The organism is Ruegeria marisrubri, assembly GCF_001507595.1.
Taxonomy (GTDB): Bacteria; Pseudomonadota; Alphaproteobacteria; order Rhodobacterales; family Rhodobacteraceae; genus Ruegeria; species Ruegeria marisrubri.
The window spans coordinates 379,242-398,358 of record NZ_LQBQ01000012.1 but is presented as its reverse complement, the minus strand read 5'-3'; the positions used below and the strand labels follow the sequence as shown (position 1 = coordinate 398,358).

Genomic DNA, 19,117 nt, shown 5'->3' with positions numbered 1-19,117 from the left:
TGTGCGGGTTCAAACCGCCCGCATGACCGATCAGACCAAAATCGCCCTGATTACCGGAGCCTCGCGCGGACTGGGCGCCGCATTGGCCGAGGCCCTTGCCCCCGCCTGTCACATCGTGGCCGTCGCCCGCACCACGGGCGCGCTGGAGGAACTGGATGACCGCATCCAGGCCAAGGGCGGCTCGGCCACATTGGCGCCGATGGACATCACCGACCCGAACGCGATGGCGACCCTGTGCCGGGGCATCCATGACCGCTGGGGCAAGCTGGATCTGTGGCTGCACACGGCGATCCACGCGGCACCGCTGACCCCCGCCCCCTTCATCGACCCAAAGGACTGGGAGAAATCCATCTCGATCAACGCCACCGCGACCTCGGTCCTGATCCCCTATGTCGCGCCTCTGCTGGGACAGGACGGGCAGGCGGTGTTCTTTGACGACCCCAGGGCGGGCGAGAAGTTCTTTTCCACCTACGGTGCCACCAAGGCGGCCCAGATGGCGCTGGCGCGCAGCTGGGCGGCCGAGGCCGTCAGGACAGGCCCGCATGTGACCATCGTGCAACCCGCGCCGATGGCCACGGCCCTGCGGGCGCGGTTCCATCCTGGAGAGGATCGCTCGGTTCTGGCCAAGCCCGCGGATGAGGCCGCGCGCATCGTGGCGATGCTGTAGGAATGGCCCGTGCCGGGCCATGCCTCCGGCGGGAGTATTTTTGAAAAGATGAAGTTCAGGCGGCGCCCTTCGAGGCGCCGTTTTCTATGCGATGTGGACGCCCTGACGCCCGGCCAGATCGACGAAGAACTGCCAGGCCACCCGGCCCGAGCGGGCGCCACGGGTCGCCTGCCACTCGATCGCCTCGGCGCGCAGGGTTTCAGGGTCGACGTTGACGCCGTAGGCGCTGCAATAGCGGTCGATCATTGCGAGGTATTCGTCCTGACTGCAGGGGTGGAAGCCCAGCCAGAGGCCGAAACGGTCGCTGAGCGAGACCTTTTCCTCGACCGCCTCGGACGGGTTGATGGCGCTGGAGCGTTCGTTCTCGATCATGTCACGGGGCATCAAGTGGCGGCGGTTCGAGGTGGCGTAGAAGACCACGTTTTCGGGCCGCCCTTCGATGCCGCCGTCCAGAACCGCCTTGAGCGACTTGTAGTGCTGGTCGTCATGGCTGAAGGACAGGTCGTCGCAGAACAGGATGAACCGGTGCGGCGCGGCGCGCAGGTGGTTCAGCAGGCGCGCGACCGAGCCCATGTCCTCGCGCTGCAGTTCGACCAGTTTCAAATCGGGATGATCGGCCTGAAGTGTGCCGTGCACCGCCTTGACGAGGCTGGATTTCCCCATGCCGCGCGCGCCCCAGAGCAGCGCGTTGTTGGCCTTGAACCCTTGGGCAAAACGGCGGGTGTTGTCGAGCAGCGTGTCGCGCGAGCGGTTGATGCCCACCAGCAGGTCGAGATCGACTCGGTTGACCTCGGCAACCGGTTCAAGGCGGTCGGGCTCCACATGCCAGACGAAGGCCGGGGCGGCGTCGAAATCGGGCGCGGCGAGCGGCGCCGGGGCAATCCGTTCCAGGGCTTCGGCGATGCGGTTCAGGGCCTGACTGTCCATGCGCTCCTCCAGTTGTCTGGTGCGTTTCAAACCATTTTCGGGCGTCGCCAACAAGAGCGTTGAACAAAAAATGGCGCGCGGGTCATCCCGCGCGCCTGTCTCGAGCCAGACGGCTGATGTTACTTCGCTTCCTCGTCGAACTCGGCCATCAACTCATCATCCACTGCTTCCTCGTCATCATAGAAGCCATCGGCGCGCAGCTGCTCTTCGCGCTTTTTCTCGACGCGAGCGACGAGGAAGATGGAAACCTCGTACAACCCATAGACCACGGTAAAGAGGATGATCTGGGTAATCACGTCCGGCGGGGTCACGATCGCGGCGAGGATCAGGATGCCGACGACCGCGTATTTGCGGACCGCGCCCAGCCCCTCGGCGCTGACCAGCCCAGCCTTGCCCATCAAGGTCAGCAGAACCGGTAGCTGGAAGCACAGGCCGAAGGCCACGATGAATTTGATCGTCAGGTTCAGGTATTCCTGCGCCGAGCCTTGGAACACGACGCTGAGCGGTGCTGTGGCGCCTTCGGCAACGACTTCACCCTCGGCCCCGAACTGCTGGAATCCAAGGAAGAAATCATAGGCCAGCGGCGTGACCACGTAGAAGGCAAAACTGGCACCCAGAAGGAACATGAAGGGCGAGGCCAGCAGAAAGGGCAGAAAGGCGTTCTTTTCCGACTTGTAGAGCCCCGGCGCCACGAAGCGCCACATCTGCATTCCGATATAGGGGAACGACAGGATAAACCCGCCCAGCAGCGAGACCTTGATGGCCACGAAGAACCCCTCCTGCGGCGAAATGAAGATCAGGCCGCAATCCTGCCCGCGCTCGGACAGCACCTGACACAAGGGCGCGGTCAGGAAGTTGAAGATCGGCGTGGCCACCGTAAAGCAGATCACCATGCCGATCAGAAAGGCCACCACGCTGTGGATCAGCCGCGTGCGCAGTTCGGTCAGATGCTCGATCAGCGGCGCGGAAGTGTCGTCGATCTCGTCGGTGTTGCTCATGTCTTGTCCGTCTCGGGTTTCAGCGCGGCTTCGGCTTCCTCGGCCTTGGCCTGCGCCTCGGCGGCTTCACGAGCCTTGCGCTCGGCGGCGGCACGGGCGGTCGCGGCCTGGATCTTCTTGGCCTGCTCGGCCCGCTCCGCAGCCAGCTTGCCGGTTTCGCTGTCCGGGTCGAACTTGGAAGGATCGATCTCGGACGTGAGGTCCTGTGCCGCCTTCTTCACCCCGTCCATCGCGGTGTTCACCGGGTTGGTCGCAGCCTTGATACCCTTCGTGATCTCGTTAACGCCGGCTTCGTCGGCTGCCTCGTTCATGGCGCGGCTGAATTCGCGCGCCATGCCACGGGCCTTGCCGACCCAGCGCCCCACATTGCGGAACAGGATCGGAAGATCCTTCGGCCCGACAACGATCAACGCAACGATGCCGATGACCAGAAGCTCGGTCCAGCCAAGATCAAACATGCGAGGTTAAACCTTGTCTTTCTCGGACTCGGGCGTGACGTCCTTGGCGATCTCGGCCTTGTCCTGCTCGAGTTCCTCGGCGCCGTCCTTGACACCCTTCTTGAAGGCGGTGATGCCCTTGCCCACTTCGCCCATCAGCGAGCTGATCTTGCCGCGCCCGAAAAGCACCAGAACCACGACGGCGATCAGCAGAAGACCCGGAAGGCCGATATTGTTGAGCATGATGTTTCTCCTCTTTTCTCGGCACGTTTCGCGCCGGTGATCCGAATTTGGTTCGTGTTTACGCCTGCCTGCCAGCGGGGCAAAGGGCCAAGCCAGCCAAATGCGCCCGGAAATCACGCGTTTTCCGGCGACCGGCAGATCACAGAACCACACCTGACAGGTTTTTGTCAGTATGTTTTCGCCCGCTCCACCCCGGCAAACGGGATTGGACGCTTGACGAGAGCAGCCACGGGGCGTCAAGGGTGTAGGCATGCGCCGCACCGACCGCCTGTTCGACATCATCCAGATTCTGCGCGACGGAAAATTGCACCGCGCGTCCGATGTAGCAGACCGTTTGGGCGTGTCCGTCCGCACCATCTATCGTGACATGGAAACGCTCTCTCAATCGGGCGTTCCGGTCGAAGGCGAACGCGGGCTGGGCTATCAGCTGCGCGATCAGATCACCCTGCCACCGTTGTCTCTGACCCGGCCCGAACTCGATGCCCTGAACCTGGGGATAGCGATCGTCGCCGAAGCCGCCGACGCGGATCTCAGGGCCGCGGCCGAAGCACTGGCGGACAAGATCGACACTGGCCTTCCGGCCCAGACCATCGCCGCGGCGGATGAATGGAAAATCGCGCTCCACCCCTTTGCCGATGCCGCCCGCGGGCTTGCCCACATGGCCCCTCTGCGCGCTGCCATCAAGTCGCGGCAAAAGCTGCGCCTGACGTATCGGGAGAGTGAAGGCACCGCCTCCGAACAGGTCGTCCGCCCGCTGCAAATGGAAAGCTGGGGCCGGGTCTGGACACTGACCGCCTGGTGTGAACTGCGCCAGGCCTTCAGGGTGTTTCGCTTGGACCTGATCGAGGACGTCACCCCTTTGCCCGAACTCTTTGCGGACGAGCCGGGCAAGCGCCTAAGCGACTACCAGCCCTGAGCGCACTCTTCATCTTTTCAAAAATACTCCCGCCGGAGGCATGGCCCGGAACGGGCCATCCCCGCTCACTTCAGGTAGGGCTGGGGATCGACGGAATCGAACCCCTTACGAACCTCGAAATGCACATAGGCTTTGTTGCCACCGCGCAAACTCGCGATCTTCTGGCCCCGCTTGACCCGATCCCCTTTCTTGACCGTGATCGAATCCACATTCGCGTAGACGGTCAGCAGATCCTTGCTGTGCTTGATGACAATAATCGGGACCTTGTCGGCATCGGCAGTGATTGCCGCCACCGTCCCGGCCTCGGCCGCCGAGACCGGCGATCCGGGCGTGCCCGCGATGTCGATGCCTTCGTTCTTGCCCTTCTGATAGGGGCGAATGATCTTGCCCGAGACCGGCAGGGCAAGGGCCGATTTGCTCGAACTGGTGGGGGCTGCGGTCGTGACGGCAGGTTCGGGTGTCTTGAGCGGCGCCACCTTCTCGTCCGGCAAGGGCTGCGTGGCGCTCGGCGGCGTCGGGGTCGGAGACCCCTGCCCCGGCTGGGTCACGACAACAGGCGTGGCTGCCGCAGCCGAGCTGTTCGCCGAAGCCGACTGCTGCTTGACCGGGATCAGCAGATACTGGCCTTCACGCACGGCAAAATCCGGGCCAAGCCCGTTCCATTCGGCCAGCGCCTCGACCGGCACCTGGTACAGCCGCGAGATGGTATAGACCGTCTCACCCCGTTTCACCTTGTGGCGCACGGGCTCGGGGCCCGATGGGGTCGAGGCCGGTTTGGCAGGCTCGAGGGGCGTGGTCTGCACCTGAGAGCCGCCCGGCGCCGCTTCGATGGCGCTGCCTGCCACGGCGGCGATGTCCACCGAACCACCGGCCGAACCGACCGAACGCGGCAGCGCCAGCACCTCGCCTGCGCGCAGCACCGTGTCCGGCTCGAGCCCGTTGTATCGCGCCAGTTCGGCCACCGGCAGACCCACGCGGCTGGCAACGTCGCTGACGCGGTCGCCGCTGCGGGCCACTGCGACCTGATAGTTCGGGTATGTTATGACCCCGCGCGCATCGGGCGCCGGTCTGTTTGCGGTGGCGGATTGGGCGGCCTCGGTCGTGCTGAACCCCCCGATCTGTCCGCGAAGATCATAGTCGAGCGGCTGCTCGCACCCGGCCAATACCGCCAAAGCCGCAACGGCCGACAGAAGGCGGGGCATTGCTGTTCTGGAAACTGCTCTCATCTCACTATCCTCGGTGCCGTCCCCTGTTGATCGGGGTTCAGGCGTTCAAAGCAAAAACATATTCTAGTTGTCGTCCTTGCCAAGCCCCTCCAGCAGAGGAACAAAACGGACGGGCAGCAACTCGTCATACTCGAACCCGGTCTCGGTGCGCCGAACCCGGATCAACGTCTGAACGGTATCCGACTGCCCCACCGGCACGACCATGATACCGCCGATCTTGAGTTGCGCCAAGAGCGGCCCCGGAGGGTCTTCGGCGGCTGCGGTGACGAGGATACGGTCAAACGGTGCCTGTTCGAACAACCCGTGTGACCCGTCCGACAGCATCGCGGTGATGTTCGACAGGCCAAGCTCGCGGAACAACTGCCCCGCTTCGCGCACCAGCCGGCGATGACGTTCGACGGTGTAGACGCGCCGCGCCAGCTTGGCGAGGACGGCCGCCTGATAGCCCGAGCCGGTTCCAACCTCGAGCACCGTGTCCCGCGGCCCCACCTGCAGCGCCTGCGTCATCAGCCCCACGACCGATGGCTGGCTGATGGTCTGTCCGCAGGCGATCGGCAGCGGCGTGTCCTCATAGGCGCGCTCGGCAAACAGCCCCTTGACGAACAGGCCACGGTCGACCTCTTCCATCGCCCGCAGCACGCGCGCATCCGTCACCCCCTTGGAACGGAGCGCGAAGAGAAACTGCATCTTGGTTTCGGGGGTGGGGCCGGTCATTCGATTGCCTTCAGTTCCTCCAGGGCGTCATGCGCCGTCAGGTCCGCCCGCATCGGCGTGATCGAGACATAGCCGTCCAGATTCACCGCCGCATCCGTGCCCGGCGCGGTCGGATGGTGTTGATAGCCGCCCTTGATCCACAGAAAGCGCCGCCCCGAGGGCGAGCTGTGCGGCTCGACGCTATAGCGCGAGCCACGACGGAAGCCCTGCGGAACCACGCGGAAGCCAAGCACGTCGCTGGCCGGGACCGGAGGGAAATTCACGTTGTAGAATAACCGGTAATCGGCTTCCTCCTGCGGCATTGCATCGAGAATGCGGCGGATCAGATCGGCGCCGTGGCGCTCGGCGGTTTCAAAGGTGTTTTCCAGCCCGAGATTGCGCGGACCGAAATACTGCGACAGGGCGATCGCCGGAAGCCCCTGCAACGCCGCCTCCATCGCGCCGCCAAGCGTTCCGGAATAGAGCGCGTTCTCGGCCGAGTTGTTGCCCCGGTTGACCCCGGACAGAACCAGATCCGGCGGGTTATCCTTCATCACGTCGTGGAGCCCCGCCAACACGCAATCCGCCGGAGAGCCCTCGGCGGCAAAGCGCCGCTCGCCCAGCTTGGCGATCATCATCGGGTGCGTGTAGCTGATGCAATGCCCGACCCCGGACTGCTCGAAGGCCGGCGCCACGGTCCAGACCTCACCGTCGGGACCGGCCAGTTGGGTCGCAATCGCCTCGAGCACGCTCAGGCCCGGTGCGTTGATGCCGTCATCATTGGTCAGAAGAATTCGCATGGACCGCTCCACCCCACGTTTGGCTCTTGATAGACGCCCCCCGGCAAGGCGGCAAGCGGTCGCTGGCCGCAACCTGAGGCATTCCCGCACCAGTCATTCGGAAACTTTGCCCTGCGGCACGTTCTCGGCGGTCTGTCGCCCTCGATCAGGCGCTGTCACGCCGGGAAGACAAAGCACTTGTCACGCCGGATCGTCAGCCACATGACGCGGCCCTTTTGGGGAACGAACACGTTCGGAACCGTGGCCTTCAGGATCGAACCGTCATAGTCCATCCGGAACTCGACGAGGCTTTCGTTGCCCAGAAACCGGGCGCGCTCCACCACGCCGCGCGCGGCCACGCCCTCGCTGGGCGTGGGCACCGGCCCCTTGCCGCCGCGGTCGAAATCCAGCCTCAGGTGCTGCGGGCGAAAGACGATCTCGACCTCGGTGCCGTCAGGAATGCCGGGCGCCAGGAACTGACCGAACGGGGTCTGAGCAAGCGCCCCGTTAACTGTCGCCTTCAAGACATTGACATCACTGAAAAATGCGACAGCCGCCTTGTCCACCGGACGGGTATAGACGTTGTAGGGCGCGCCCTGCTGCACGATCTTTCCGCGCCGCATCAGGGCGATCTCGTCGGCCATGCGCATGGCCTCTTCGGGCTCGTGCGTGACCAGCAGGACGGCGGCATCCTCTTCCTTGAGAATGGCAAGCGTCTCGTCCCGGATACCGTCGCGCAGCCGGTTGTCGAGGCCCGAGAAGGGCTCGTCCATCAGCATGATCCGCGGGCGCGGCGCAAGGGCGCGGGCCAGCGCCACCCGCTGCTGCTCGCCGCCAGACAGTTGGTGCGGATAGCCGTCGATGTAGCGAAGCAGATGCACCTTGTCCAAAAGCTCTTCGACGCGGGCGCGCTTTTCCTCTTTCGTGCCCTTCAGGCCGAAGGCGACGTTCTCGGCGACGCTCAGGTGGGGAAACAGCGCGAAATCCTGGAACATCAGGCCGATCTGGCGCCGCTCGGGCGGGACGCGGAACACCGTGTCGCAGATCAGCTTGCCATCCACGTAAATCTCGCCCGAGTTCTGCATCTCGACGCCGGCGATCGCCCTGAGCGTCGTGGATTTGCCGCAACCGGACGGCCCCAACAGGCAGGTCACCCGCCCCGCTTCGATGGAAAGGGACACGTCGTCCACGACGGTGCGCCCCTCGAACGAGCACACAAGGTTGCGGATTTCCAGGCGAGGAGGTTTAGCTGCGTCCGTCAACGATGGGCCCCATTGTCTTTCCCGATCAAATTCATCGGGCTTGGCCGGGATAGCAACCATGCCCCCAAGGCGCAAGGCGTCAACAGCATCTCGACCCCAGCCGTGGCAATGGGGCGGCGGTCACTCCAGCAGCTCGAAACCGCCAGCCGCCCGCACCCGGCCATTGACCTGCACCTCGAGCCGGTGCGGGCCGGGGACCAGCCGAAAGGTCGTCGCATCGCCCTTGAGTTTGTGCCGCTTGACCAGTTGCAACGGACCGTCGCCTATAGCCGCCTGTTTCAGCTTGTGAACCTTGCGTGAGGTTTTCCCTCCAGATCGCTGAAAATAAACGATGTAATCGACCAGAACCGGCTGCCCAATCGGACCTTCGATCTGCACCGAGAAATCCAGAACTTCGCCGATCCGCGCCTCGGCGGGCAGGTCCAATGTCACCTCAACCGGGGCATCCGGGTCGTATCCCAGCATCTGCAGGGCAGCCGGGTGGCCGGATTTCACAAGACCCCGCAGGCCATGAGACATCATCCACCGAAGTTCGCCAGGATGCTGTCGGCCCTCTTGGCGCCATTGGTCCAGACGGCTGAAAACCAGATCGGGGTCTTTCCTTGCGATGTCGTTGAGGTGGTTCGCCACGGATCGTGTGACATAGCGGGTTTCGTCTGCATGAAGACGGTCGAGCAAGTGCAGCGGGTCTTCCAGCCCGAGTGATACCGACATCCCCCACGGCAGGCGCGGGCGGGTGCCTTCGCTGACCAGGCGGCGCACGTGATAGCTGGGGTGGTCGCACCACTCACCCATCCGTCCAAGCACCAGATCCGGCCAGCGGTTCAGGAAGGGCCGGATCGCCCATTCCATCGAAAATCGCTGCGTCAACTCCTCAAACAGATCCAGCGCCAGTTCCGGGTGGTCGCTCCCCCTTGCCGCGACCCACTCGCCCACGGGTGCAAAGATGAAATCACCGAAATCACCGTCCTTGAGCGTCGGGTCGAGCGGCGGCGGCAAGGCGCGCAGGATCACCGGCGCCACCTCGGGCAGGTCGCCGGGAAGCGCCTCGGCCAGGCAATCCGCGATCTAGGTGATCCGCTGCTTGAGCTCCAGCGACGACAATTCCGCCATGACCTGCGCCTCGAACCTATGCGCATCGAAACCCGCATCAGCTGAGGCGAACAGACCCGCCAGATAGCGGGTCTTTTCAAGATTGAAGAGCTGGTCCTTGAGCGAGAAACCCTGCGCCATCGTCACATGGTCAGGTTGGTCGCCCCACCATCCAGCAGGATGTTCTGCCCGACGATGAACCCGGCATGTTGCGAGCACAGAAAGGCGCAGGCCGCGCCGAATTCCTGCCGCGTCCCGTATCGCCGCGCCGGGATGGTCGCCGCGCGCTCGGCCCGCGCCTCGTCGATCGAAATGCCTTTCTGCTGCGCCACGCCACTATCCAGCGAATCCGCCCGGTCGGTGGCGTGAATGCCCGGCAGCAGGTTGTTGATCGTCACGCCATAGGGCGCCACCTGCCGAGAAGTGCCGGCCACATAGCCGGTCAGGCCCGTCCGCGCCGAGTTGGACAACCCCAGAACGGCAATCGGCGCCCGGACGGATTGCGAGGTGATGTTGACCACCCTGCCCCAGCCCTTGTCCATCATCCCCGGCATCAGCGCCTTCATGAAGGCAATCGGGGTTAGCATGTTGGCGTCCAGCGCCTTGATGAAGTCCTCGCGGTCCCAGTCCATCCACATGCCCGGCGGCGGGCCACCGGCGTTGTTGACCAGGATATCGACGCCCTGCGCCGCCTCGATCACCTGCGCCTGCCCCTCGGGCGTGGTCACGTCGCAGGCCACAGTCTGCACATCGACACCATATTCGGCGCGAATACGGTCGGCCGATTCTTCGAGCGCCTCGGCACCGCGCGCGTTCATCACCAGATCGACGCCCGCCCCCGCCAGCGCCTCGGCACAGCCCAGACCCAGCCCCTTGCTGCTGGCGCAGACCAGCGCGCGTTTTCCTGCGATTCCCAGATCCATTGCTTTCTCCCCGTGGTCGATTTCATTGTTTCCACCGGGGTAGCACCAACGGGCAGCGCAAGGCCAGAGCTGTGCGCCGGCTTTTCCTTGCGTGGCCCCACAACCTTACATATATGCGCGCTCATGCTTGACACCGCCTCGAACCAACCCACCCTGCCGCCCGAGATCGCCCGGCGCCGCACCTTTGCCATCATCTCGCACCCGGATGCGGGCAAGACGACCTTGACCGAGAAGTTCCTGCTGTATGGCGGCGCCATCCAGATGGCCGGACAGGTGCGCGCCAAGGGCGAGGCACGGCGCACGCGGTCCGATTTCATGCAGATGGAGAAGGACCGGGGCATTTCTGTCTCGGCTTCGGCCATGTCGTTCGACTATGGCCCCTACCGGTTCAACCTGGTGGACACGCCCGGCCACTCGGATTTTTCCGAGGACACCTATCGCACCCTGACCGCCGTCGACGCCGCCATCATGGTGATCGACGGGGCCAAGGGCGTGGAGAGCCAGACGCAGAAGCTGTTCGAGGTCTGCCGCCTGCGCGACCTGCCGATTCTGACCTTCTGCAACAAGATGGACCGCGAAAGCCGCGACACGTTCGAGATTATCGACGAGATCCAGGAGATGCTGGCCATCGACGTGACCCCGGCGAGCTGGCCCATCGGCATGGGGCGCGACTTCATCGGCTGCTATGACATGCTGCGCGACCGGCTGGAGCTGATGGACCGCGCCGACCGCAACAAGGTGGCCGAAAGCATCGAGATCAATGGGCTGGACGACCCCAAACTGGCCGAGCATGTGCCCGCGCATCTGCTGGACAAGCTGCTGGAAGAGGTCGAGATGGCGCGCGAACTACTGCCCGCACTGGACCCGCAGGCGGTTCTGGAAGGCCACATGACCCCGATCTGGTTCGGCTCGGCCATCAACTCGTTCGGCGTCAAGGAACTGATGGAGGGCATCGGCCAGTACGGCCCGCAGCCGCAGGTGCAATCGGCCGAACCGCGCCAGATTTCGCCGGACGAAAAGAAGGTGGCGGGCTTTGTCTTCAAGGTGCAGGCCAACATGGACCCCAAGCACCGCGACCGGGTGGCTTTCGTGCGCATGGCCAGCGGCCATTTCAAGCGCGGCATGAAGCTGACCCATGTGCGCACCAAGAAACCTATGGCAGTGTCGAACCCCGTGCTGTTCCTGGCCTCGGACCGGGAACTGGCCGAAGAGGCCTGGGCCGGTGATATCATCGGCATCCCCAACCACGGCCAGCTGCGCATCGGTGACACCCTGACCGAGGGCGAGGCGATCCGCGTGACCGGCATCCCGTCCTTCGCGCCGGAACTGCTGCAAGGCGTGCGCGCGGGCGACCCGATGAAGGCCAAGCATCTGGAAAAGGCGCTGATGCAGTTTGCCGAGGAAGGCGCGGCAAAGGTGTTCAAGCCCTCGATCGGCTCGGGCTTCATCGTCGGCGTCGTGGGCGCGCTGCAATTCGAAGTGCTGGCCAGCCGGATCGAGATGGAATACGGCCTGCCGGTTCGGTTCGAAGCCTCGCAATTCACGTCCGCGCGCTGGGTGTCCGGTGACAAGGCCGAAATCAACAAGTTCCTGGCCGCCAACAAGCAGCACATCGCCCATGACCACGACGGCGACATCGTCTATCTGACCCGGCTTCAGTGGGACATCGACCGCGTGGTGCGCGATTATCCCGCGCTCAGGCTGTCGGCCACCAAAGAGATGATGACCTGAGACGGTCATCTGATGGAAGGGGCGGGAAACACTTTCGCGAAATCGCCTCGATTGTGTAGGGGAACCTGACGAAACCAGCCGCCCGGGCGGTGCCGCGTTTGCGCATTTGACCCGGCCCGGCCTTTTTGCTATGTCCGCCCGCAAGCCGAAACGCGCATGGGGCGCATGGCCATCCGGGCCCGGCTATTCTCAGACGCGCGGGCCGGGATCAGTGTCCGCATGAACCGGACATATATGACAAAATTCAACGAACTGAACCTGAACCCGAAGGTCCTCAAGGCCATTGAGGAAGCCGGATACGAAACCCCCACACCGATTCAGGAAGGCGCCATTCCTCCCGCCCTCGAAGGGCGCGATGTGTTGGGCATTGCGCAGACCGGAACCGGCAAGACCGCCAGCTTCGTCCTGCCGATGATCACCCTGCTGGCGCGCGGCCGCGCCCGGGCGCGGATGCCGCGCAGCCTGGTGCTGTGCCCGACACGGGAACTGGCAGCACAGGTGGCCGAGAACTTCGACACCTATGCAAAGCACCTCAAGCTGACCAAGGCGCTGCTGATCGGCGGCGTCAGCTTCAAGGAACAAGAGGCCCTGATCGACCGGGGCGTCGACGTTCTGATCGCCACACCGGGCCGCCTGCTGGACCATTTCGAACGCGGCAAGCTGCTGCTGACCGGCGTGCAGATCATGGTGGTGGACGAGGCCGACCGGATGCTCGACATGGGCTTCATCCCCGATATCGAGCGCATCTTCTCGCTGACGCCGTTCACCCGGCAGACCCTGTTCTTCTCGGCCACCATGGCGCCCGAGATCGAGCGCATCACCGACACCTTCCTGTCGGCCCCCGCGCGGGTCGAGGTGGCCCGTCAGGCCACGGCTTCGGAAACGATCGAACAGGGCGTGGTGATGTTCAAGCCCTCGCGCCGCGATCGCGAGGGCAGCGAAAAACGCAAGGTGTTGCGCGCGCTGATCGACGCCGAAGGCGACAAGTGCACCAATGCCATCATCTTCTGCAACCGCAAGACCGACGTGGATATCTGCGCCAAGTCGCTGAAGAAATACGGCTACAACGCGGCGGCGATTCATGGCGACCTGGACCAATCGCAGCGCATGAAAACGCTGGACGGTTTCCGTGACGGCTCGCTCCGGCTGCTGGTGGCGTCTGACGTCGCCGCGCGGGGCCTGGACATCCCCTCGGTCAGCCACGTGTTCAACTTCGACGTTCCCGGCCATGCCGAGGACTATGTGCACCGCATCGGCCGCACCGGCCGGGCCGGTCGCGAAGGCAAGGCGATCACGATCTGCTCACCGCGCGATGAAAAGGCGCTGGATGCGATCGAGAAGCTGATCCAAAAGGAAATTCCGCGACTGGAAAACCCCGTCAAAGGCAAAAAGGCAGAGCCAAAGGCAAAGGCCGAAGCCAAGGCGGAAACGGCCAAGCCTGAGAAGAAGAAGGCGAAAGACCAAAAGCCGGCAGAGGCCAGGAAGGCCAAGGACTCCAAGGGGCGTGGCCGCGACCGCAAGGCGGACAATGGTCAGGCCGTAGTGGGCATGGGCGACCATCTGCCCAGCTTCATCGCGCTGAGTTTCGACGAACGCCGCGCGGGCTAGATCGCCAGCACCAGTGCCAGAATCGACAGGCCCAACAGCACGATCCCCGTGAGTTCGCGGCGCGTGATGGATTCGCGGAAAAACAGGGTCGAGGCCAGCAGGCTGAAGATCAGTTCCACCTGCCCCAGCGCCTTCACGTAGGCCGCGTTCTGCAACGTGAAGGCGAGGAACCAGCAGAAAGAGCCGCCGAGGCTGGTCAGGCCCACGAATATGCCGGTGCGGCGCGTCTCCCACACGGCGCGCAGCTCGGCCCGGTCACGCCAGAACAACCACAGGCCCATGCTGAGCAACTGGAACGAGGTCACGGCCGCCAGCGTGATCAGCGCCCGAAGCCATGCGTCGGTGTCCTGCAGTTGCAGCGACGCGCCCCGATAACTGACGGCTGAAAAGGCGAACAGCACTCCCGAGCCCAGCCCAAGCTGCGAGGCGCGGTTCGTCAGGTGCCTCCACCACGCCCCGCCGCCGCCCGGCGTCCTGGACAGCAGCAGAACGGCCATCAACCCCAACAGGATCGCGCCTAGCGCGCCCAGCGTCACGCCCTCGCCCAAGATAATCAGGCCAACGATGGCGGTCTGGATCACCTCGGTTTTCTTGAAGGTGATGCCGACCGCAAAGTTGCGCTGTTTGAACAGGGCCACGACGCAGACCGTCGCCAGAATCTGCGCCGTTCCTCCGATCGCGACGAACAACCAGAACTTGGGCAACAGCGCGGGCACCTCGGCGCCGCCCGCCATGACCGCAAGCCCCAAGGCCAGAACCGCCAGTGGCGCAGAATAGGCAAAGCGCGCAAAGGTCGCCCCGGCGGCCGACAGCCGCACGGTGCTGAGCGTTTTCTGAAGCATGAACCGCACCGTCTGGAACAGGGCGGCGGCGATGGTGACGGGAACCCACAAGCTCATGGGGTCTCTTGTGGCGTGAAATCAGCCCCGAGGCCAGAGCGGATGCGGCACCGGATCTTTCGCCTTGAAGAAGTAGCGGCGGAAAACCTCGCCGTAGGAGCGGTAGACGTAGTTCTCGTTGCAGGCCAGGTATCGCTCTTTGCCTTCGCGGTAGAGGGCGGACAGCCGATACCACGGGGCACCGGGATTCATGTGGTGAACGACATGCAGGTTGTTGTTCAGAAACAGGAATGCCAGCGGGCCCCGATCCTCGATGATGACCGTGCGCCCCCGCGCCTTCTCGTGCGCGCGGTGCTCCAGGAAGGTGCGGATCTTGAGCAGGCCGAGGCCGATATAGGCCGACAGCAGGAAGGCCCAGACGGGCATCGCGGACAGGGAAACGATCCACAACACCGCAATCACACCGGGAATGTGCAGCGCCCAGGCCAGCCAGATGGCGCGATCCCCATTGACCGCGCCGCGCCACTCGTCGCGGAGGAAGGCCACCTGCCCGATCGCCGGCCCCAGCACCATCCGCCCCAAAAGCGTGTTGTTGGCCGCGTAAAGCCGTTTCTTCCAGTCCGGCAGGGCGACCCAGACGGCGGGGTCCAGATAGTTCGATTCCGGGTCGTCATAGGGGTCGGTCAGGTTCGAGTCCTGGTGATGCGCCAGATGCAAGTCGCGGAACCGGTTATATGGGATGCACAGGGTCAGCGGCAGTGCCATCAGGGCTTCGTTCAGCCACTTGGAGCGGAACGGGTGTCCGTGCAGCACCTCGTGCGTCAGCGAGGAATGCAGGGCGGCCACCAGCCCCATCACCGGGATGGCAAACCACAGGCTCCACCCGGCAAGCCAGAAAACCGCTCCCAGCCATGCGCCGTAGCAGGCAAGGATCAGAAAAAAGGTGCCCCACTCGGGCGAAGTCACGTTGGTGTGGCGCTCAGACATTGCGCCCCCAACGGATACCCGCCCACACTCGTTCATAAAGCACATACAGGGTGAACCCGATGACCGTGTTCACGATTGCCAATGTTCCACCGATCGCAGCCGACCCCGTGGCCACCAAACCGACCAGCGTCATGGTGACCAAACCAAGGATGTTCCAGATGACTGCTTTCACGACCGATCTTTGCCGCGATTCCATTCCGTTACCCGTTTTTCTTGCTTTTCGCACTTTTGTTAATCGGCTCTGACATCGTTGAGAATTCCGAATATGATTAACAAAATTCATCAAACATGATATAAATCACCACATGCAGGACAAAATCGACAAGCGTGATCGCGCCGCCCAGTTTCGCCAACGCCTGGCGCGCGCAATGGAAGATAAGCAGGTCAGTCAGAGCGAACTGGCCCGTCGTATCGGCGTGGACCGTTCGACGGTTTCGCAGCTCCTGACAGATCAGGGCGCGCGCCTGCCAAATGCCCATGTGATCGGCAGTTGCGCCGAAACGCTGGGGGTGTCCGCCGACTGGCTGCTCAGCCTGTCCGACCGGCCGGAAAGCGCCGCCGAGTTGCTGGCAAGCTCGCTGACGATGACCGAGGCCCCCCGCGCGCTGGTCGATGAACGCATTTTCGAATGGCACCAGGAGGCTGCGGGCTACAAGATCCGCTATGTGCCGGCCACCCTGCCTGATATGCTCAAGACCCGCGCGGTGCTGGAATGGGAATATGCCCCGCATCTGGGGCGCACCGCCGATCAGGCGATCGGCGCCTCGGAGGACCGCCTGTCATGGATGCGCAGTGCCCAGTCGGACTATGAAATCGCCATGCCGCTGTATGAAATCCACAGCTTCGCCCACGCGACAGGCTATTACGACGGCCTTCCGCTGGCAGTCCGGCTGGAGCAGATCGACCACCTGTTGGATCTGTGCGAGCAGCTATACCCGCGCCTGCGCATCTACCTGTTTGACGCCAAACGGCTTTATTCCGCGCCGCTGACGATTTTCGGCCCCCTGCTCTGCGTGTTCTATGTCGGCAGCCATTACATGGCGTTCCGTGACCGCGACCGGGTCGAGATTTTCACCCGCCATTTCGACGCGTTGGTGCGCGAGGCTGACCTGACCGCCCGTCACCTGCCGACGCATCTACGGCAGCTGCGGGTGGCCATCACCTGACCCGCGCCCTGAAAGGCGGCGCGGATGTCCCCGACCAAAAGGTGCAGCAGGGCCAGCGATGTAGTATAGTCGTCCGGCGCGAGCCTAAAGGAACTCCAACCAGTTGCACCAAACAACGGAGGATTCGACGAATGGACGCAATCAAAGCTGCTGAATATGCACGTGCCCTCTACTCGGCGCATGGCGACAAGGCCGAGGCCGAAGCCGCGCAGAAAATGCGCGCCTGCGAGGCCGCCGGGAACATGAGCGAAGCCAAAGACTGGGAAGCGGTACGCCAGGCCATCCGGCAGATCCGCGGCCCAAACCAGGGCTGAGACCGCCCGATGACAAACTGAGGCCGCCCCGCAATGCGGGCCGGTATTTTTTTCGTCTGGCCCCGGACGCGAGTCAGAGTTTCGGGTCCGGGTTTACGGTGTGGCCATCCACGGCGATCACCTGCCCCGACACCAGCCGCGCCGCATCTGAGGCCAGGAAAACGGCCATATTTGCGATGTCGCGTCCTTCCACGAAGCGCCCCATCGAAGTTCCCGACGCATAGCCTTGGTAAACCTGGTCCCGCGTCATCCCCTTGGCCGCCGCTTCGCGCTCCAGAACGCCCTCCATCCGCGGCCCTTCGACGGCACCGGGACAGATCACGTTGCAGCGCACCCCGAACGGACCAAGCTCCATCGCCAGCGTCTTGCCCAAGCCGATGACGCCCCATTTCGCCGCGGCATAGGGCGCACGGTTGGGATAGCCGTATTGCCCTGCGGTGGACGAGGTGATCAGGACCACCCCGCAGCCCTGCCGTTTCAACACGGGCGCGGCATGTTTCGAGCACAGAAACGCCCCTTCCAGATTGACCGCCAGACAGGTGCGCCAGTCGTCCAGCCTGACATCTTCGATCGGGGCGGTCGGGCCAGCGATGCCCGCATTGGCGCAAAGCACGTCCAACCCGCCCCACTCCGCTTCGACCTCGCGAAACAGGGCAGACACCGCCGCTTCGTCCGCAACATCGGCTCGCGAGCGTTGCCAGTGATCCGGGCACCCGGCCAGAGCCACTTCGTCCACATCAGCGATCCAGACCCGCGCACCGGACGCGTCGAAAGCCTCGGCCATTGCCCGACCGACACCCGAGGCCCCGGCGGTGATCAGAACCCGGCTGCTCATGCGGGCTTGCGGATCGAACTGCCCGCCCCCTCGGGATAAGGCAACTTGGCCTGCGCCTGGGCGATCTTCGCCATCGCGGCCTCGATCTCGGCAGAGGGCGCGCAGGGGCGCCGGGTTTCCAGGCTGACATGCAGCAGAAAGCTCTCGCCCGTGGCCAGCAGCTTGTCGCCCTCGTACATGCTGTGGAACAGGTGCAGCTTCTTGCCCTGTCCCAGCAGCATCTGCGTCCGCACCTCGATCCGAGCGCCTGCATGGGTCTCGTCAAGATGCCGGATATGGGTTTCGGCTGTGAAATAGCTGCCGCCATTGGCGATGTAATCGGCATCGCAGCCGATAAGTTCCATGAACCTGTCGGTGGAGTTGGCGAAGGCCTCAAGGTATTTCGACTCGGTCATGTGACCATTGTAGTCGGTCCAGTCCAACGGCACCGCGCGCGAGAGCGTGAGGATGGGTTGCGACAGATCCTCGATTTCGTCGATGTGCGAAGGCATCGCGCCCGCCTTGATGCGCTTGTCATGCTGATTCAGCACCGCGCCCGCGCCCCAGTCCTGATGCTTGAGCGCCCGCATCATGCCGACAAGGTTGTTGTCGCGGATGCGTTCGAGTTCGCGGATGGAGTATCGCCCCGACTGCGCGTCAGACTGATCGGCAATCATGTCCACAAGCTCATCGGTGAACTCGGGCACATCCATCAGCTTGGTCCAGGGCCATTTCAGCGCCGGGCCGAACTGCGCCATGAAATGCCGCATCCCGGCTTCGCCGCCGGCCACGCGATAGGTCTCGAACAGGCCCATCTGCGCCCAGCGGATGCCGAACCCCATACGGATCGCCTCGTCGATTTCCTCGGTCGTGGCAATACCGTCCTTGACCAGCCACAAAGCCTCGCGCCAGACCGCCTCAAGGAACCTGTCGGCGATATGCGCGTCGATCTCCTTCTTCACGTGCAGCGGAAAGAACCCCACCGAAGACAACATCTCCTTGGCGCGCTCGACCATCTCGGGCGAGTTCTTGTCTGTCGGAACCAACTCGATCAGCGGCAACAGGTAGACCGGGTTGAACGGATGCGTCACCACGATCTGTTCAGGGCGCAGCGCACCTTCCTGCAATTCCGACGGCTTGAATCCGCTGGTCGATGACCCGATGACAGCGCCTGGATCACAGGCCTCCTGCAATCCCTTGTAAACCTTCAGCTTCAAGTCCAGCCGTTCCGGTACGCTTTCCTGTATCCATGCCGCCCCCTGAACCGCCTCGGCCATGTCCGTGTGAAAGCTCAACTTTCCCTCGGGCGGCAGCGGCACGTCGCTCAGCCCCGGCAAGGATCGCCGGGCATTGTCCAGAACCTCGCCGATCTTGCGCTCGGCCTCGGGGTCGGGGTCGAACACCCGCACATCCCAGCCATTGAGCAAAAACCGCGCGGCCCAACCGCCGCCTATCACACCACCACCGATGATCGCCGCTGTCGTCATCCTCAAAC

20 protein-coding genes and 1 pseudogene are annotated in these 19,117 nt (G+C 63.8%); 6 read left to right on the top strand and 15 right to left on the bottom strand.

Annotation, left to right across the window (positions count from 1 at the left end):
• Nucleotides 1-22: 22 nt before the first annotated feature.
• On the top strand, nucleotides 23-667 hold the full coding sequence (locus tag AVO45_RS08945; protein WP_068346077.1) for an SDR family NAD(P)-dependent oxidoreductase: 645 nt from the start codon (nucleotides 23-25) through the stop codon (nucleotides 665-667).
• Nucleotides 668-751: 84 nt separating this feature from the next.
• Here the strand turns inward: AVO45_RS08945 and AVO45_RS08940 are convergent, their stop codons facing one another.
• The 4 genes from AVO45_RS08940 to AVO45_RS08925 form a co-directional block, all read right to left on the bottom strand.
• The gene (locus AVO45_RS08940) at nucleotides 752-1,594 is read right to left on the bottom strand and encodes an ATP-binding protein (protein ID WP_068346075.1); all 843 of its coding nucleotides are present in this window, start codon (nucleotides 1,592-1,594) and stop codon (nucleotides 752-754) included.
• Nucleotides 1,595-1,713: 119 nt separating this feature from the next.
• Entirely contained in the window at nucleotides 1,714-2,592 is an 879-nt protein-coding gene (gene tatC, locus AVO45_RS08935) for a twin-arginine translocase subunit TatC (RefSeq protein WP_068346073.1), read from the bottom strand.
• The gene (gene tatB / locus AVO45_RS08930) at nucleotides 2,589-3,050 is read right to left on the bottom strand and encodes a Sec-independent protein translocase protein TatB (RefSeq protein WP_068346071.1); all 462 of its coding nucleotides are present in this window, start codon (nucleotides 3,048-3,050) and stop codon (nucleotides 2,589-2,591) included. The genes tatC and tatB overlap by 4 nt, the downstream gene beginning before the upstream one ends.
• 6 nt (nucleotides 3,051-3,056) lie before the next feature.
• Nucleotides 3,057-3,272 (bottom strand): twin-arginine translocase TatA/TatE family subunit, encoded by a 216-nt coding sequence (locus tag AVO45_RS08925; RefSeq protein ID WP_068346069.1) that lies wholly within the window; start codon nucleotides 3,270-3,272, stop codon nucleotides 3,057-3,059.
• 250 nt (nucleotides 3,273-3,522) lie between these two features.
• On the opposite strand from AVO45_RS08925, the gene AVO45_RS08920 reads away from it, so the two are divergent.
• Nucleotides 3,523-4,188 (top strand): helix-turn-helix transcriptional regulator, encoded by a 666-nt coding sequence (locus tag AVO45_RS08920; protein WP_068346068.1) that lies wholly within the window; start codon nucleotides 3,523-3,525, stop codon nucleotides 4,186-4,188.
• 65 nt (nucleotides 4,189-4,253) lie between these two features.
• On the opposite strand, the gene AVO45_RS08915 is transcribed toward AVO45_RS08920, so the two are convergent.
• The 6 genes and pseudogenes from AVO45_RS08915 to AVO45_RS08890 all read right to left on the bottom strand — a co-directional run bounded on the left by AVO45_RS08915 (nucleotide 4,254) and on the right by AVO45_RS08890 (nucleotide 10,163).
• Entirely contained in the window at nucleotides 4,254-5,414 is a 1,161-nt protein-coding gene (locus tag AVO45_RS08915) for a LysM peptidoglycan-binding domain-containing protein (protein WP_068346066.1), read from the bottom strand.
• Between the two features lie 63 nt (nucleotides 5,415-5,477).
• Nucleotides 5,478-6,128, bottom strand: coding sequence for a protein-L-isoaspartate(D-aspartate) O-methyltransferase (locus AVO45_RS08910; protein ID WP_068346064.1), 651 nt, complete (start codon nucleotides 6,126-6,128; stop codon nucleotides 5,478-5,480).
• Entirely contained in the window at nucleotides 6,125-6,907 is a 783-nt protein-coding gene (surE, locus tag AVO45_RS08905) for a 5'/3'-nucleotidase SurE (protein ID WP_068346062.1), read from the bottom strand. The genes AVO45_RS08910 and surE overlap by 4 nt, the downstream gene beginning before the upstream one ends.
• Nucleotides 6,908-7,062: 155 nt before the next feature.
• Entirely contained in the window at nucleotides 7,063-8,148 is a 1,086-nt protein-coding gene (locus AVO45_RS08900; protein ID WP_420819931.1) for an ABC transporter ATP-binding protein, read from the bottom strand.
• A gap of 120 nt (nucleotides 8,149-8,268) precedes the next feature.
• Nucleotides 8,269-9,381: pseudogene (locus AVO45_RS08895) on the bottom strand (hypothetical protein).
• Nucleotides 9,382-9,383: 2 nt separating this feature from the next.
• Nucleotides 9,384-10,163 (bottom strand): SDR family oxidoreductase, encoded by a 780-nt coding sequence (locus tag AVO45_RS08890; protein ID WP_068346060.1) that lies wholly within the window; start codon nucleotides 10,161-10,163, stop codon nucleotides 9,384-9,386.
• Between the two features lie 123 nt (nucleotides 10,164-10,286).
• Between AVO45_RS08890 and AVO45_RS08885 the strand changes: the two genes are divergently transcribed.
• Together AVO45_RS08885 and AVO45_RS08880 are read left to right on the top strand one after the other, a co-directional pair.
• Nucleotides 10,287-11,894, top strand: a complete 1,608-nt coding sequence (locus tag AVO45_RS08885) for a peptide chain release factor 3 (RefSeq protein WP_068346059.1) — start codon at nucleotides 10,287-10,289, stop codon at nucleotides 11,892-11,894.
• A gap of 234 nt (nucleotides 11,895-12,128) precedes the next feature.
• Complete coding sequence (locus tag AVO45_RS08880; RefSeq protein ID WP_205627868.1) at nucleotides 12,129-13,502, top strand: DEAD/DEAH box helicase; 1,374 nt, start codon at nucleotides 12,129-12,131, stop codon at nucleotides 13,500-13,502.
• On the opposite strand, the gene AVO45_RS08875 is transcribed toward AVO45_RS08880, so the two are convergent.
• The 3 genes from AVO45_RS08875 to AVO45_RS08865 are packed head-to-tail and all read right to left on the bottom strand — an operon-like array spanning nucleotide 13,499 to nucleotide 15,524.
• Nucleotides 13,499-14,401, bottom strand: a complete 903-nt coding sequence (locus AVO45_RS08875; protein WP_068346057.1) for a DMT family transporter — start codon at nucleotides 14,399-14,401, stop codon at nucleotides 13,499-13,501. The two genes, AVO45_RS08880 and AVO45_RS08875, sit on opposite strands and share 4 nt — an antisense overlap.
• A 21-nt stretch (nucleotides 14,402-14,422) precedes the next feature.
• On the bottom strand, nucleotides 14,423-15,328 hold the full coding sequence (locus AVO45_RS08870; protein ID WP_068346055.1) for a fatty acid desaturase: 906 nt from the start codon (nucleotides 15,326-15,328) through the stop codon (nucleotides 14,423-14,425).
• A complete protein-coding gene (locus AVO45_RS08865; RefSeq protein WP_068346052.1) occupies nucleotides 15,321-15,524 on the bottom strand; it encodes a DUF2061 domain-containing protein in 204 nt (67 codons plus the stop codon). Before AVO45_RS08865 ends, AVO45_RS08870 begins: the two co-directional genes overlap by 8 nt.
• A 109-nt stretch (nucleotides 15,525-15,633) precedes the next feature.
• Between AVO45_RS08865 and AVO45_RS08860 the strand changes: the two genes are divergently transcribed.
• Nucleotides 15,634-16,494, top strand: a complete 861-nt coding sequence (locus tag AVO45_RS08860; RefSeq protein ID WP_068346050.1) for a helix-turn-helix domain-containing protein — start codon at nucleotides 15,634-15,636, stop codon at nucleotides 16,492-16,494.
• A gap of 131 nt (nucleotides 16,495-16,625) precedes the next feature.
• On the top strand, nucleotides 16,626-16,808 hold the full coding sequence (locus AVO45_RS08855) for a hypothetical protein (RefSeq protein ID WP_068346048.1): 183 nt from the start codon (nucleotides 16,626-16,628) through the stop codon (nucleotides 16,806-16,808).
• Between the two features lie 73 nt (nucleotides 16,809-16,881).
• On the opposite strand, the gene AVO45_RS08850 is transcribed toward AVO45_RS08855, so the two are convergent.
• Nucleotides 16,882-17,643, bottom strand: coding sequence for an SDR family oxidoreductase (locus AVO45_RS08850; RefSeq protein WP_068346046.1), 762 nt, complete (start codon nucleotides 17,641-17,643; stop codon nucleotides 16,882-16,884).
• Complete coding sequence (locus AVO45_RS08845) at nucleotides 17,640-19,109, bottom strand: carnitine 3-dehydrogenase (RefSeq protein WP_068346044.1); 1,470 nt, start codon at nucleotides 19,107-19,109, stop codon at nucleotides 17,640-17,642. Before AVO45_RS08845 ends, AVO45_RS08850 begins: the two co-directional genes overlap by 4 nt.
• Nucleotides 19,110-19,117 lie beyond the last annotated feature (8 nt).